Consider the following 13,208-nt stretch of genomic DNA (forward strand, 5'->3'; position numbering starts at 1 on the left):
CCGATTGGCTTAATGACCGCGCCCACGCGTCAGCACCCCTGGAGGCTGGCGCTTTTTTCCGTTTGAGGAGCATTCCATGACTCAGATCGTTCCGCTCAGCGCCGAAGCGCGCGCTCGGGCCGGCAAGGGGACCGCCCGCCAGACTCGTCGTGAGGGCCGCGTTCCGGCCGTCATCTACGGCGGCAAGCAGGCTCCCCTCACCATTTCGCTCGAGAAGTTCGCGTTCGACCGCGTCCTGCACGCGCCGGGCTTCTTCACGCACCTGTTCGACGTGACCGTTGACGGCCAGACGCACCGCGTCCTGCCGCGCGACGTTCAGTTCCACCCGGTCACCGACGTGCCGCTGCACGTGGACTTCCTGCGCGTGTCGGCCGACACCCGCATCCACGTCCAGGTTCCGGTCGAGTTCGTCAACCAGGAGAAGTCGCCGGGCCTGAAGCGCGGCGGCGTGCTGAACATCGTCCGCCACGAGCTGGACGTGACCTGCGCGGCCGACAACATCCCCGAGCAGATCACCATTTCGTGCGAGGGTTTCGACGTCGGCGAGTCGATCCACATTTCGGCGGTGACCCTGCCGGAAGGCGTGACCTCGACCATCACCGACCGCGATTTCACGATCGCCACCATCGTCGCTCCGTCGGGCCTGAAGTCCGAGGAAGCCGAGGGTGCGGCCGCCTCCTAATCCGGGGTACGCCGACGTTTAAAGCAGGGGGCTTCGGCCCCCTGTTTCATTTTTGCGGAGATCTGGGACATGCTGCTGCTGGTGGGATTGGGCAACCCCGGCGCGGAGTACGCGCGCAACCGGCACAACATCGGCTTCATGGCGGTCGAGGAGATCGCGCGCCGCCACGGCTTCAGCCCCTGGCGCAAGCGCTTTCAGGGCCAGACCGCCGAGGGCACCGTCGGCGGCGACAAGGTTCTGGCGCTGGAGCCGTTGACCTACATGAACGTGTCCGGCCAATCGGTCGTGGCCGCCCTTCAGTTCTTCAAGCTGAAGCCCGAGAACATCGTCGTCATCCATGACGAACTGGACCTGCCCCCCGGCAAGATCCGCGTCAAAAAGGGCGGCGGGCACGGCGGGCACAACGGCCTGCGCTCCATCGATTCGCACATCGGCAAGGAATACTGGCGCATCCGCCTGGGCATCGGCCATCCCGGCGACAAGAATCAGGTCAGCGGCTACGTGCTGCACGACTTCGCCAAGGCCGACCAGAGCTGGCTCGACCCACTGATCGATGCGGTCGCCGACGCCTTCCCCCTGATGGCGCAGGGTCAGCCCGAAAACTTCATGAACAAGGTCACGCTGGCGACCCAGCCCGCCAAGTAAGCGCGCAGACTGGCTTTTGCATGATCGGCGCTTGAGCAGCCGAGGCTGCGCCGACGCCTATCGACATCCGGAGGGACGCGGCCGACACCGACCCGCTGCCCTTCAGTCACACTTCACGGCGATGATGGATTTGCTGAATCCGGCGACCCGCTCGTGCAGGATGACTGCGTCCGGGAACAGTTCCCGCATCTGCCGTTCTTCCAGAAGCACCGTCCCGTCCAGTTCACGGTCGACGCGCGCCTGATCCGGCCGCTCCGTCCATCCCCACACGCTGCACCATCGCACCAGGCGGCGCGTCAGACGGCGGGGAAGGAAATGAAGAAACGGGGCGAACAGATGCGGTTCGATGAAAAAGCGGCGGTTCGGCGTCTGCACGTAATAGCGGGGCGCCACCCGCCGGATTTCCTCGGCGAAGCGCTTCTGATCGCTCCAGCCGCCGACATGCTCAATCACCGAGTTCGAATAGGCGATGTCGAAGCTGTTATCCGGAAAGGTCAGGTTCCGGCCATCCCCCTTCATGATCGGGAAACGGCCGACCTGGCGCGTCTCCACATTGATGTTGACGATGAGAACCGCGGGCCTCTGCTCGATCAGCGTCCAATTGTAGATGCCCCCGCCGACATCAACGATGCGGTCCGCATCCTTGATGCCGAACAAGTCGCAGAACTGGCGCATTCGCTTGTTGCGAAAGTACCGTTGGAACGGGCGGTAGACGTCATCGAACCTCATGGGTTTTCTATATCAACTTGGATGGAGGCCGACCACCAGTTTTGCGTGCTGCCCGACTTACGCCGCCAGCAGCGGTCGTGGAACGCCACCTCAACCCGGCAAAAGGCTTCCGCCCAGAACGCGTCATGATTGAACCGGCGCGCATCGCACTCGGATTCCGGCTTATTCCCCCGCGCAACGGGGCGTCGCGGGGGCACCTCCCCCACTTCCCGTTTGCTCTTTGCGCCCATGCGTAGGATAAAGCGCCGCAAATCCCGAAATTCCGACGGCGAGCAACCGAACCCATGGGCTTCAATTGCGGCATCGTCGGCCTGCCGAACGTCGGCAAGTCGACCCTGTTCAACGCGCTGACCGCCACCCAGGCGGCCGAGGCGGCCAACTTCCCCTTCTGCACCAAGGAGCCGAACGTCGGCCGCGTCGGCGTGCCTGACCCGCGCCTGGACAAGCTGGCGGAAATCGCCAAGTCGCAGAAAATCATCCCGACCCAGCTGGAGTTCGTGGACATCGCCGGCCTGATCCGGGGTGCGTCCAAGGGCGAAGGCCTCGGCAACCAGTTCCTGGCGAACATCCGCGAGGTGGACGCCATCGTCCACGTCCTGCGCTGCTTCGAGGACGACGACGTCACCCACGTGGAAGGCAACGTCGATCCGTTGCGCGACGCCGAGGTGGTCGAGACCGAGCTGATGCTGGCCGACATGGAAAGCCTGGAGCGCCAGCTCACCAGCCTCCAGAAGAAGGCCAAGGGCGGCGACAAGGATTCCAAGATCAAGGCCGACCTGATGGAGCGCGCCCTGAAGGTCCTTCAGGACGGCAAGCCGGCCCGCGTCGTCGAGGTCAGCGAGGAGGAGAAGCCGGTCTTCAAGCAGTTCATGCTGCTGACGGCCAAGCCCGTGCTGTACGTCTGCAACGTCGAGGAGGCCTCGGCCGCCACCGGCAACAGCCTGACGGAAAAGGTCGCGGAGAAGGCCAAGGCCGAAAAGGCCGGCATGGTCATCATCTCCGCCGCCATCGAGTCCGAGGTCGCCCAGCTCTCCGATCCCGAGGAGAAGAAGGAGTTCCTGGAGTCCCTCGGCCTTGAGGAGACCGGCCTGAACAAGCTGATCCGCGCCGGCTTCCAGCTTCTCGACCTCATCACCTTCTTCACCGTCGGCCCGAAGGAGGCCCGCGCCTGGACCGTGCGCCGTGGCGCCAAGGCCCCGGAAGCGGCGGGCGTCATCCACACCGACTTCGAGCGCGGCTTCATCCGCGCCGAGACCATCGACTTCGAGAGCTACACGACTCTCGGCGGCGAGCAGGGTGCGAAGGACGCCGGCAAGATGCGGCAGGAAGGCAAGGAATACGTCGTCCAGGACGGCGACATCTTCCACTTCCGCTTCAACGTCTGAGTCCGCAAGGCCTCGGTTCTTTTGGGGCGCATTCCCTCCAGAAAGGGGGAGTGCGCCCCATTCTTATCACCAGGGCATAGATCGTTAACTCTTTCGCAATCACGACAAAACCGCTTAACTACCCCTGAAATATGGTTAACAAAACCCTGACTCGGCTGTTGTCGCCTTGGTAGGGGATTGGAGGGGGCTATGGCGGCGAACCACAAGGCCATCACCGAGGCCGGCTTGTTCGGCCCGCTGGAATCGAGCGAGATTCCGGGCGCCTTCTCCGATCGCATCCGCGAGGCCATCGACCGCAACGAATTGCGGCTCGCCTACCAGCCGCAGGCCGACGCGCACACCGGCCGCCTGTCCGGCTTCGAGGCGCTGTCGCGCTGGCGTCTGGACGATGGAACGGTCATCCCGCCCGACGTCTTCATCCCCATGGCCGAAACCAGCGACGCCATCCATCTGTTGGGCGAATGGTCACTGCGCCGCGCCTGCGAGACGGCGGCCGGCTGGATGCGCGACGGCATCGCCGACGTGCCGGTGGCGGTGAACGTCTCCGCCCGCCAGCTCGACGATCCGGGCCTTGCCCGCCGGGTGCTGGGCATTCTGGCGGAAACCGGCTTGCCCGCCGCCAACCTGAAGCTGGAACTGACCGAAACCGCCCTGTTCGAACACAGCGGCTCGTCGCGCGAGGTGCTGACCCAGCTGCGCGGCGCCGGGGTGCGCCTCGTCCTGGACGATTTCGGCACCGGCTATTCCTCGCTGTCGCTGCTGCGCCGGGTGCCGGTGGAGGCGCTGAAAATCGACAAGCACTTCACCCAGGCCATGGTCGAGGACCGCGACGCGGCGGCCATCGTGCACGCCATCATCGCGCTGGCTCACGCGCTCGGCCTTCAGGTCATCGCGGAAGGCGTGGAGACCAAGGATCAGTTGCTGTTCCTGCGCGCCTACCGTTGCGACCGCATCCAGGGCTATCTGCTGTCCCGGCCGCTGCCGGACGCCGAGATCCCGGACTTCATCCAGCGGCTCGCCGAGCGGCGGACAGGCGGATGACGCGCTGGGTCTCGTCCCACTCCGTCAGCTCCGCCACCTCCTCCACCGTCGCCCAGCAGGCCTCCAGCGCGTCGTCGGCGCAGACCGCCTCGCCCTCCGGACACTCCGCCGCCACCTCCACGATGGTGTAGTGGAAATGCACCTGCCCCGCCGCGTCCGGCGTGATGGCGTCCACCACGGTGACGACCTCGGTCGGCACCACATGCAGGCCGGTTTCCTCCAGCACCTCGCGCACCGCCGTTTCGAACACCGTCTCGCCGACGTGCTGCGCCCCGCCCGGCAGACTCCATTGCCCCAGCCGGGGCGCCCGGCCGCGCCGAACCAGCAGCACCCGTTCCCCCCGCCACACGATGACGCCCACCCCCACCCAGGGGCGGTCTGGATACTCGCGGCTGGACCGGTCGACGACGGGTTCGGCATCGGACTGGGCGGTCATGGGAATCCCTCGTTGCGCTTGACCCGACGCTAACCCAGGCGGAGAGTCGGGCGCCAGAGGACAGATGATCGGACGGACAGATGATCGGACCGGCGCCATGAAGCTCAACGAGATCCGCACCTTCGTCGCGGTGGCGGAGGCGCAATCGGTGCAGGAGGCCGGCAACCGGCTGGGCCTGACGCAATCGGCGGTGTCGCGCCTGATCCAGCGCCTGGAAGCCGAGCTGGGCGTCACCCTGTTCGACCGCCAGACCAAGCCGCTCGCCCTGACCCGCGACGGCGAACTGGCGCTGGCCCACGCGCGGCGGGTGCTGAAGGCCTCCGACGATCTGTCCGACGCCTTCGCCGGCGCGGCGGCGCCCAGGGGCATGCTGCGCCTCGGCGTCGCCCATGTGCTGACCTCGCTGGCCGCGCACCGGCCGCTGGACACGTTGCGCGCGACCTTTCCCGACCTGGCCGTCCGCCTGCATTCGGACTGGAGCACGCCGCTGATGGAGCAGGTCCGCAACGGCACGCTGGACGGCGCGCTGGTTCTGCTGGTCGACGGGCAGCTTCCGCCGGACGATCTCGTCGGCATCCGCGTGTCCCAGGAACCGGTGCACATCATCGCGTCCAGGGAAGCCTGCGGGCCGGAGCCGCTGACCCTGCCCGCCATGAACGCCGTCGGCTGGGTCCTGCAACCGGACGGCTGCAAGTACCGCCACGCCATGACGCACGCGCTGGCCCGCCACGGCCTGCCGCTGAACGTCACCATCGAGGCGTTCGACCAGACCCTGCTGATCTCGCTTGTGGCGCGCGGCGTCGGCTTCGGCTTGGCGCCCATGCGCCTGATCGCCTCCACCCCGCACGCGGCACAGGTCCGGACGGTGGACATCCCGGAATTTTCGCTGACCGTGTCGGTCTGGCTGGTCCGCGCCCGCTTCACCGGCCGGATCGGCCCCGTGTTCGACCGGCTGGAGAGCAGCCTGCGCGACCAGCTCGCCACGCCGGTCCCCTCCCCCATGCCGTTCCATTCCGCAGCGGAATAATACGATTTCCCATTATGAATTTGATGGGCGCCCCGACCGGCCCTATCGTGCCAAAACCCGCTCCGCCGCTCGGCAACAGCGAGCCATAATGGACGGGCCATACAGGAGGAAACCTTGAGCACCAGCACCCCGGCGGGCCGAGCCGCCGCAAAGCGTTCCTGGCAGACACCGGGATTCGTCATCGCCTGTGGTTGCCTGATCGCGATGCTCGCCTTCGGGCCGCGCTCCAGCATGGGCCTGTTCACCGGTCCGCTGCCCACCGCGCACGGCTGGGGCCGCGACGTGTTCGCCCTGTCCATCGCCATCCAGAACCTGCTGTGGGGCATCGGCACGCCCTTCGCCGGCGCGCTGGCCGACCGCTACGGCCCGGCCCCGGTGCTGGCCGGCGGCGGCATTCTCTACGCGCTGGGCCTCGCCCTGATGTCGGTGGCCGACACGCACCTGATGCTGCATTTCAGCGCCGGCCTGCTGATCGGCCTCGGGCTGGCGGGCGCCTCCTTCGGCATCGTCATCGCCGGCTTCGCCCGCATCGTCCCAGCGGACAAGCGGTCCTGGTCCATGGGCATCGCCACGGCGGCGGGCTCCATGGGGCAGTTCCTGTTCGCGCCGATGGGGCAGGCCTTCATCTCCGCCTACGGCTGGCAGACGGCCCTGGTGCTGCTCGGCGCCTCGATGCTGATGATCCCGCTGCTGGCCTCGTCCTTCATCGGAACCGGCGGCGGCAAGAACGCGCCCACGGTCACCGGCGCCGACATCGGCTTCGCCGCCACCGTGCGGCAGGCCTTCAAGCATCCCAGCTACGTCCTGCTGGTCGCCGGCTTCTTCGTCTGCGGCTTCCAGCTGGCCTTCATCACCACGCACCTGCCGCCCTACCTGACCGCCGCCGGCATCAGCCCCAGCCTCGCCTCCTGGGCGCTGGCCCTGATCGGCCTGTTCAACGTCATCGGCTCCTACAGCTCCGGCGTGTTGGGCGGCAAGGTCAGCAAGCGCTACCTGCTGTGCGCCAACTACACCCTGCGCGGCCTGTGCACGGCGGCCTTCATCCTGGTGCCGATCTCGCCGGTGACGGTGATCCTCTACGCCGCCGCCATGGGCCTGCTGTGGCTGTCCACAGTGCCGCCGACCTCCGGCCTCGTCGCGCTGATGTTCGGCACGCGCTACCTCGGCATGCTCTACGGCTTCGCTTTCCTCAGCCATCAGGTCGGCGGCTTCCTCGGCGTGTGGCTGGGCGGCGTGCTGTACGAGCGCACCGGCTCCTACGACATCGTCTGGTGGGCCAGCGTGGCGCTCGCCCTCGCCTCGGCCGCCGTCAACTGGCCGATCGACGAGAAGCCCGCGCCGTCCCTGGCAACCTCCGAAGCCAAGGCCTGACCCTCAGGATACCGTGCCATGAGCGACACGCCCAACACCCCCATCATCGGACACGGCTTCGCCCTCGCGCTGGGCGCGGCGGTGGTCGCGGTCTGGCTGGCGGTGATGGGCGTGACGCTGAATCAGGCCGCCCTGAACGAGGAGGACGCCGGCACCGTGCTGGCCGTCTTCCCGCCGGGCACGCCCAGCGCCACCGCCTTCGCCGCCGTGGTGCAAGCCGGCGGCGAGCCGGTGCGCCAGACCTGGATCCCCTTCGCCTGGGTCGCCAAGGCGGACGGTTCCGGCTTTGTCGGCCGTCTCAAGGAAGCCGGCGCGGTCACCGCGCTTGGCGAGCTTCCCATCGGCCCGGCGCTCGGCGGCTGCGCGGTGGTCTCCCTGGACGACAAGCGCCCGGTCGCCTTCCAGTTCCGCAACTGAATGTGACCGACGCGAATACCCCGCGAAGAAGGTCTTGACAGCCCCCTCAAGTAGGAGCACGCTACCTCTCAGAGCAAAACTGGTTGAGGTGAAGACGCGGAAAGCTCCGCTTCAGGTTGGCAAAAGCCAGCTGCACTGCAAGGCAAGTGTTCCCGTAGACAGGAGGGTGAGAAGCTCATGAGTCCACCGGCGCTTACTTGAGGAAGCCGACCTATTCGGCCAGACATCTCTGAGATTTCGCCGTGAAAACGGCATTGCAATTGCGGGCTCCTAAGATCGCCCGCTGAAACCCCCGCCAACCGAGCGGGGGTTTCGCTTTTTGAGCGTGAAGCCCCCTCCCTAGCCCTCCCCCGCTACGCGGGAGAGGGAACTCCGCCGCAACCCCCTCCACCGCCAAGGGCGGGGGAGGGTTAGGGAGGGGGCAAAACAAAACCCCTCCCCGGTCTCCCGGAGAGGGGCTTCGCGAACGTTCCCCAAAGACCGATCAGCGTGCGCCGATCAGTACATGTGCTGACCGCCGTTGATCGACAGGGTCGAGCCGGTGATGAAGCCGGCGTCGTCGCCAACCAGGAACAGCACGCCACGGGCGATCTCTTCCGCCTTGCCGAGACGGCCGACCGGAATGCGGGCGACGATCTTCTCCAGCACGTTCGGCGGCACCGCGCGCACCATGTCGGTGTCGATGTAGCCCGGCGCGATGGCGTTCACGGTGATGCCCTTGGCCGCACCCTCCTGGGCCAGCGCTTTGGTGAAGCCGTGGATGCCCGACTTGGCGGCGGCGTAGTTCACCTGACCGTACTGGCCGGCCTGACCGTTCACCGAGCCGATGTTGACGATGCGGCCGAACCCGCGCTCGCGCATGCCGTCGATGACATTGCGGCACAGGTTGAAGCAGGAGGTGAGGTTCGTCGCGATGACGTCGTTCCACTGCTCGGGCGTCATGCGCTGCAGCACGCCGTCACGGGTGATGCCGGCGTTGTTGACCACCACGTCGACCGGGCCGAGATCGGCCGTGATCTGGGCGATGCCTTCCTTGACGGCGTTGAAATCGGACACGTCGAACTTGTAGACGGCGATGCCGGTGCGGGCCGAAAATTCCTTGGCCTTCTCATCGTTGCCCGCGTAGTTCGCGGCGACAAGATAGCCGGCGTTCTTCAGCGCGACCGAGATCGCCTCGCCGATGCCGCGCGTACCACCGGTGACAACTGCAACCCGAGCCATTGGCTCCTCCCCCAAAGTGTGTGTGGACTTGTTTGTAGTCTTCTACGTGCTCTTACGAAGCGGGCCGCTCCCGTGAGGGAAGCGGCCCGCTTTTCACATCAGCCCCGCTCGACGCAGAGGGCGATGCCCATGCCGCCGCCGATGCACAGGGTGGCGAGGCCCTTCTTGGCGTCGCGCTTCTGCATTTCGAACAGCAGCGTCGTCAGGACGCGGGCACCCGAGGCGCCGACCGGATGGCCGAGCGCGATGGCGCCGCCGTTGACGTTCACCTTGCTGGTGTCCCAGCCCAGGTCCTTGTTGACGGCCAGAGCCTGCGCGGCGAAAGCCTCGTTCGCCTCGATCAGGTCCAGATCCTCGTGCTTCCAGCCCGCCTTCTGCAGGGCGAGGCGGGAGGCCGGGATCGGGCCGGTGCCCATGATCGCCGGATCGACGCCGGCGGTCGCCCACGACACGATGCGGGCCAGCGGAGCGACGCCGCGCTTGGCGGCGTTGTCGGCGGTCATCAGCACCAGCGCGGCGGCGCCGTCGTTGATGCCCGACGCGTTGCCGGCGGTCACCGTGCCGTCCTTGGCGAAGGCCGCGCGCAGCTTGGCCAGCGATTCCACCGTGGTGCCGTGCTTCGGGTATTCGTCGTCGGCGACGATGATGTCACCCTTGCGGCCCTTGATGGTGACCGGGATGATCTCGTCCTTGAAGCGGCCGGCCTTCTGGGCGGCCTCGGCCTTCTGCTGCGACGCGGCGGCGAAGGCGTCCTGCTCGTCGCGGGTCAGCTGCCACTTCTGGGCGACGTTCTCGGCGGTGTTGCCCATGTGATAGCCATGGAAGGCGTCCCACAGGCCGTCCTTCAGCATGGTATCGAGCATCTCGGCCGAGCCCATCTTCACGCCGTTGCGCAGGTGCATGACGTGCGGGGCCTGGCTCATGCTCTCCTGGCCGCCGACGACCATGATGTCGGCGTCGCCGTTGCGGATCGCCTGATAGCCGAGCGCGACCGAACGCAGGCCCGAACCGCAGAGCTGGTTGATGCCGAAGGCGGTCGCCTCGGCCGGGATGCCCGCGTTGACGGCGGCCTGGCGAGCCGGGTTCTGGCCCTGACCGGCGGTCAGGATCTGGCCCAGGATCACCTCGTTCACCTCGCCGGCTTCGGTCTTGGCGCGGGAGAGCGCTTCACGGATCGCCACCTCGCCCAGGTAATGGGCGGGGACGGAGCTGAGCGCCCCGTTGAAGCTGCCGATGGGAGTACGCGCAGCACCGGCGATGACAACTTCGGTCATGTTGACGCTCCTCGGATTTGACAGTTTTATTATCGAGTTAGAGTGACGCTGGGAGTCGGATTGACCTTAGGCGCGCCTTTCGCCCAATGCAAGACACCTGACAGGCTGGGGTTATCCTGCGGCAATAAGCCAATCGGCCAGGGGGCGCCATATGCCGGTCTCTGCCCCAGCGCTTACCACCATGCCAATATGGCCCAAGGCGGGCCTGATCATTTGAGCTCTAGGTATTGTTCTTGCCAACGCTATTGCCGAAGACGGCGGAACAATGCGGTCGCGCTCGGGAATCATTGCCAAAGTGGGCACGGTGACGCGGGCCGGATCGACGGACAGGCCGGCGACCAGCCAGTTGCCGCGCGCCGTGTCGTTGCGCCCGTACCACCCGGCCAAAGTGTCGCGGGCCACGGCGGCCACCAAAGGCACCCCGTCGTTCAGCCAATCTTCCAGCGCCACGAAGGACAACGCGGCGCGGCTGTCCGGGTCCATGCGGGCGAACTGGCTGAACTTCTTCAGCGCCATCATGGGGTCCAGCTGGGCGAACAGCGCCTGCAGCGCGTCCACCGGAAACTCCCCCCAGGCCTCCACCAGCGGGCCGTAGGGCTGGAAGAAGGATGCCGCCCGGCGCGCCAGCCCGGCGTCCTCGGCGTGGAAGTCCCAGGGCGTCGCCATCAGCCCCAGCGCCGCAACCTCCTTCGGCCGGCGCAGCGTCAGCGCGGTGGCGAGCAGCCCGCCCATGCAATAGCCGACCACCGGGACCGGCCGCCCGGTCGCCTCCACGACGGCCAGCAGCGCGCGCTCCAGCCGCCCGGCGATGTAGTCGGTCAGGGTGAACCGCCGCTCCAGCGGGCCGGGCGTTCCCCAATCCACCAGAAAAGGCCGCAGCCCCTGCCCCGCCAGCCAGCGCATCAGGCTTTTGCGCTCAGACAGATCCAATATGTAATGCCGGTTGACCAGCGACGGCACGAACAGCACCGGCACACCGGAGCCCCCCGGACCGCCTCCAAGATCGGGGCCGCCATAATCCAGAACGCGCGTCGCACCCTCCGCCCACAGCACGGGCGGGTCCGGCAGGTCGCGCCGGTAGGGATGGTGCCGGTACCGTTCCAGCCCGGTCAGGAACAGGTCGAGCTGGCGCCGAACCTCGCGGTCGACCGCCTTACCGAATCCGTCGGCGTCGGTTCGGCCGACCAGTGCCCGCAGTTCCGCGGCCCGGCCCTTCAGTTCCGCCCTCCACGGCAGCGAGCCGTTCCTCAAGTGCGGCAATCCTGCGGAGGAGCTGAGCAACGTGGGGATCACCGTCGCCAGATGCAGCGCCAGCGGACGCGGGCCCAGCCGGGGCCGTGCCCTCTGTGCGGCCGGGCTCATGCGCCCCTCCCGCGGGCGGCGGCGCGTCCGGCGGCTTCGGCGTCGTGGAAGGCTGCGGCCTTGGGTGTTGCGGTCCGGTGTGTTGCGGCCCGGTGTGTTGCGGCCATGTATGGTACGGCGACGGATCGGGGGGCGGATTCGGGTTCCAGCCGGTGCCCGGCGTGCTCGCGAAGGCGAACCCGCCCGGACCGAACATGAAGGGCGCGACCGCCGCGGCCCCCTGCCCCATCATCTGGAAAAGCCGCGCCAACGCGTCCGCCGTTTCGGGATCGGCGGCGGTTGCCGCCCATTGTTCCTGCCACAGGTCGAGGTACCGTTGCGCAAGCGTTTCCAGGGAAGGAATGTCGGGGTCGGACGAATCGGCCATGACCATCAGTATAGGTGGTGCGCCGCCGCCTTGACCAGCATCGTGTTACCCCGTTCGGAAATGTCCACAAAACTGCAAAACCGGGCGCGCCCCGGGCCGTCGTCGCTCTGCGGCGGTACGGCACTGGACACCGTGCAAACGTTCGAGTAGATGCTTATATCTGAATCATTTCCGCCGAACGTCCTTTCTTGAAAGAAACCGCGATGGCCGACAAGGAAGACCAGAAGTCCGCTCCGATCACGATCAAGAAGTACGCCAACCGGCGGCTCTACAACACCGCGACCAGCAGCTACGTGACGCTTGACCACCTCTGCCAGATGGTCAAGGACGGCCTGGATTTCGTGGTTTACGACGCGAAGACCGGCGAGGACATCACCCGTTCCGTCCTCACCCAGATCATCGTGGAAGAGGAGAGCAAGGGCCAGAACCTGCTCCCCATCAGCTTCCTGCGCCAGCTGATCGGCTTCTACGGCAACAACATGCAGTGGATGGTGCCGAGCTACCTGGAATACTCCATGCAGTCCTTCGCGCGGAACCAGGAGCAGATGCGCGACTATTTCCAGAACACGCTGGGCGGCATGTTCCCATTCGGCCGGCTGGAAGAGGTGGGCAAGCAGAACATGGCGATGTTCGAGCGGGCCATGCGCATGTTCTCCCCCTTCGGCCCCGGCGAGGAAGGCCAGGAGCAGCCGCAGCCCTTCGTCAAGCCGCCCGCTCCGGCCGCCGGCGAGCACACCTTCGACGAGTTGCAGAAGCAGATTGACGAGTTGCAGAAGCAGATCGCCAGCATCGCCAAGCCGACTGCCAAGCCGACCAAGCCCGAGGGCAAGTGAGCCCATCCGGCCGTCACGGTTCCAAAGGACGTTTCCTGAAGGGCGGGGATTTCCCCGCCCTTTTCCTTTGCGCGCGACCACTCTCCGCTTCGGCTGTTTGACAGGCACCCACGGTCAACCGGGAGGATCAGCCATGAAGACGGAATTGTGCGTGACGATGCAGCTGGAGGTCGCCGACGCCCAGGAGGCCAGCCGCTTCGAGGAGAAGCTGCGCGGCTGGCTGCGGCACCAGAGCCAGGTGGTGGACGTGTCCACCTCCGCCAGCGGCGGCAACGACATCGCGTGGCGCGAAGCCCGCAAGGAAGCCTTCGGCCCCCGCCTGCCCAACCCCTTCGCGCCGGGACGCGGCCAGTAGCTCCCGAAGGCGCTTGCCCCCTCCCTCTGCCACTTCCTGCGGTGAAGGGAAAGACAGCGACAG

At 66.8% G+C, this 13,208-nt stretch carries 14 protein-coding genes; 9 read left to right on the plus strand and 5 right to left on the minus strand.

All coding sequences use genetic code 11. The features are described 5' to 3' along the window. Nucleotides 1-76 precede the first annotated feature (76 nt). Nucleotides 77-682 carry a 50S ribosomal protein L25/general stress protein Ctc gene (locus J2852_RS02520; protein ID WP_209870369.1) on the plus strand — a complete coding sequence of 202 codons (606 nt, stop codon included), beginning with the start codon at nt 77-79 and terminating at the stop codon, nt 680-682. Between the two features lie 69 nt (nt 683-751). Further along, entirely contained in the window at nt 752-1,327 is a 576-nt protein-coding gene (pth, locus tag J2852_RS02525; protein ID WP_209870371.1) for an aminoacyl-tRNA hydrolase, read from the plus strand. A 102-nt stretch (nt 1,328-1,429) separates the two neighbouring features. On the opposite strand, the gene J2852_RS02530 is transcribed toward pth, so the two are convergent. Next, entirely contained in the window at nt 1,430-2,056 is a 627-nt protein-coding gene (locus J2852_RS02530; RefSeq protein WP_209870374.1) for a class I SAM-dependent methyltransferase, read from the minus strand. 284 nt (nt 2,057-2,340) lie between these two features. Here J2852_RS02530 and ychF point away from each other — a divergent pair, with 284 nt between their 5' ends. Both ychF and J2852_RS02540 read left to right on the plus strand, forming a co-directional pair. After that, a complete protein-coding gene (gene ychF / locus J2852_RS02535; RefSeq protein ID WP_209870385.1) occupies nt 2,341-3,441 on the plus strand; it encodes a redox-regulated ATPase YchF in 1,101 nt (366 codons plus the stop codon). Nucleotides 3,442-3,630: 189 nt separating this feature from the next. Next, nucleotides 3,631-4,482 carry an EAL domain-containing protein gene (locus tag J2852_RS02540; protein ID WP_209870388.1) on the plus strand — a complete coding sequence of 284 codons (852 nt, stop codon included), beginning with the start codon at nt 3,631-3,633 and terminating at the stop codon, nt 4,480-4,482. On the opposite strand, the gene J2852_RS02545 is transcribed toward J2852_RS02540, so the two are convergent. After that, complete coding sequence (locus tag J2852_RS02545) at nt 4,445-4,918, minus strand: NUDIX hydrolase (protein WP_209870391.1); 474 nt, start codon at nt 4,916-4,918, stop codon at nt 4,445-4,447. The genes J2852_RS02540 and J2852_RS02545 overlap by 38 nt on opposite strands. Nucleotides 4,919-5,015: 97 nt before the next feature. Here J2852_RS02545 and J2852_RS02550 point away from each other — a divergent pair, with 97 nt between their 5' ends. From J2852_RS02550 to J2852_RS02560, 3 genes are all read left to right on the plus strand, one after another. Beyond that, nucleotides 5,016-5,945 (plus strand): LysR family transcriptional regulator, encoded by a 930-nt coding sequence (locus tag J2852_RS02550; RefSeq protein WP_209870395.1) that lies wholly within the window; start codon nt 5,016-5,018, stop codon nt 5,943-5,945. A gap of 114 nt (nt 5,946-6,059) precedes the next feature. Continuing rightward, nucleotides 6,060-7,316 carry an MFS transporter gene (locus tag J2852_RS02555; protein WP_209870405.1) on the plus strand — a complete coding sequence of 419 codons (1,257 nt, stop codon included), beginning with the start codon at nt 6,060-6,062 and terminating at the stop codon, nt 7,314-7,316. Nucleotides 7,317-7,334: 18 nt separating this feature from the next. Continuing rightward, a complete protein-coding gene (locus J2852_RS02560; RefSeq protein WP_209870408.1) occupies nt 7,335-7,733 on the plus strand; it encodes a hypothetical protein in 399 nt (132 codons plus the stop codon). Between the two features lie 498 nt (nt 7,734-8,231). Here J2852_RS02560 and phbB read toward each other — a convergent pair whose 3' ends face one another. The 3 genes from phbB to J2852_RS02575 form a co-directional block, all read right to left on the minus strand. Next, on the minus strand, nt 8,232-8,954 hold the full coding sequence (phbB, locus tag J2852_RS02565; protein WP_209870411.1) for an acetoacetyl-CoA reductase: 723 nt from the start codon (nt 8,952-8,954) through the stop codon (nt 8,232-8,234). A 98-nt stretch (nt 8,955-9,052) separates the two neighbouring features. After that, nucleotides 9,053-10,228 carry an acetyl-CoA C-acetyltransferase gene (locus tag J2852_RS02570; protein ID WP_209870414.1) on the minus strand — a complete coding sequence of 392 codons (1,176 nt, stop codon included), beginning with the start codon at nt 10,226-10,228 and terminating at the stop codon, nt 9,053-9,055. 111 nt (nt 10,229-10,339) lie between these two features. Beyond that, nucleotides 10,340-11,590 carry an alpha/beta fold hydrolase gene (locus J2852_RS02575; RefSeq protein ID WP_209870416.1) on the minus strand — a complete coding sequence of 417 codons (1,251 nt, stop codon included), beginning with the start codon at nt 11,588-11,590 and terminating at the stop codon, nt 10,340-10,342. Between the two features lie 570 nt (nt 11,591-12,160). On the opposite strand from J2852_RS02575, the gene phaR reads away from it, so the two are divergent. Together phaR and J2852_RS02585 are read left to right on the plus strand one after the other, a co-directional pair. Beyond that, the gene (gene phaR, locus J2852_RS02580; protein WP_209870418.1) at nt 12,161-12,790 is read left to right on the plus strand and encodes a polyhydroxyalkanoate synthesis repressor PhaR; all 630 of its coding nucleotides are present in this window, start codon (nt 12,161-12,163) and stop codon (nt 12,788-12,790) included. Between the two features lie 133 nt (nt 12,791-12,923). Further along, nucleotides 12,924-13,145, plus strand: coding sequence for a hypothetical protein (locus J2852_RS02585; protein ID WP_209870421.1), 222 nt, complete (start codon nt 12,924-12,926; stop codon nt 13,143-13,145). Nucleotides 13,146-13,208 lie beyond the last annotated feature (63 nt).

Origin of the sequence: Azospirillum soli (genome assembly GCF_017876165.1) — a bacterium.
GTDB classification, from domain to species: domain Bacteria; phylum Pseudomonadota; class Alphaproteobacteria; order Azospirillales; family Azospirillaceae; genus Azospirillum; species Azospirillum soli.

Excerpts from the sequence above, each read along its gene's own strand:
- J2852_RS02540 (WP_209870388.1), top strand. The coding sequence starts at position 3,631 with ATGGCGGCGAACCACAAGGCCATCACCGAGGCCGGCTTGTTCGGCCCG.
- phbB (WP_209870411.1), bottom strand. The coding sequence starts at position 8,954 with ATGGCTCGGGTTGCAGTTGTCACCGGTGGTACGCGCGGCATCGGCGAG.
- J2852_RS02545 (WP_209870391.1), bottom strand. The coding sequence starts at position 4,918 with ATGACCGCCCAGTCCGATGCCGAACCCGTCGTCGACCGGTCCAGCCGC.
- J2852_RS02570 (WP_209870414.1), bottom strand. The coding sequence starts at position 10,228 with ATGACCGAAGTTGTCATCGCCGGTGCTGCGCGTACTCCCATCGGCAGC.
- J2852_RS02520 (WP_209870369.1), top strand. The coding sequence starts at position 77 with ATGACTCAGATCGTTCCGCTCAGCGCCGAAGCGCGCGCTCGGGCCGGC.
- J2852_RS02560 (WP_209870408.1), top strand. The coding sequence starts at position 7,335 with ATGAGCGACACGCCCAACACCCCCATCATCGGACACGGCTTCGCCCTC.
- pth (WP_209870371.1), top strand. The coding sequence starts at position 752 with ATGCTGCTGCTGGTGGGATTGGGCAACCCCGGCGCGGAGTACGCGCGC.
- J2852_RS02530 (WP_209870374.1), bottom strand. The coding sequence starts at position 2,056 with ATGAGGTTCGATGACGTCTACCGCCCGTTCCAACGGTACTTTCGCAAC.
- J2852_RS02550 (WP_209870395.1), top strand. The coding sequence starts at position 5,016 with ATGAAGCTCAACGAGATCCGCACCTTCGTCGCGGTGGCGGAGGCGCAA.
- J2852_RS02585 (WP_209870421.1), top strand. The coding sequence starts at position 12,924 with ATGAAGACGGAATTGTGCGTGACGATGCAGCTGGAGGTCGCCGACGCC.
- phaR (WP_209870418.1), top strand. The coding sequence starts at position 12,161 with ATGGCCGACAAGGAAGACCAGAAGTCCGCTCCGATCACGATCAAGAAG.
- J2852_RS02575 (WP_209870416.1), bottom strand. The coding sequence starts at position 11,590 with ATGAGCCCGGCCGCACAGAGGGCACGGCCCCGGCTGGGCCCGCGTCCG.
- ychF (WP_209870385.1), top strand. The coding sequence starts at position 2,341 with ATGGGCTTCAATTGCGGCATCGTCGGCCTGCCGAACGTCGGCAAGTCG.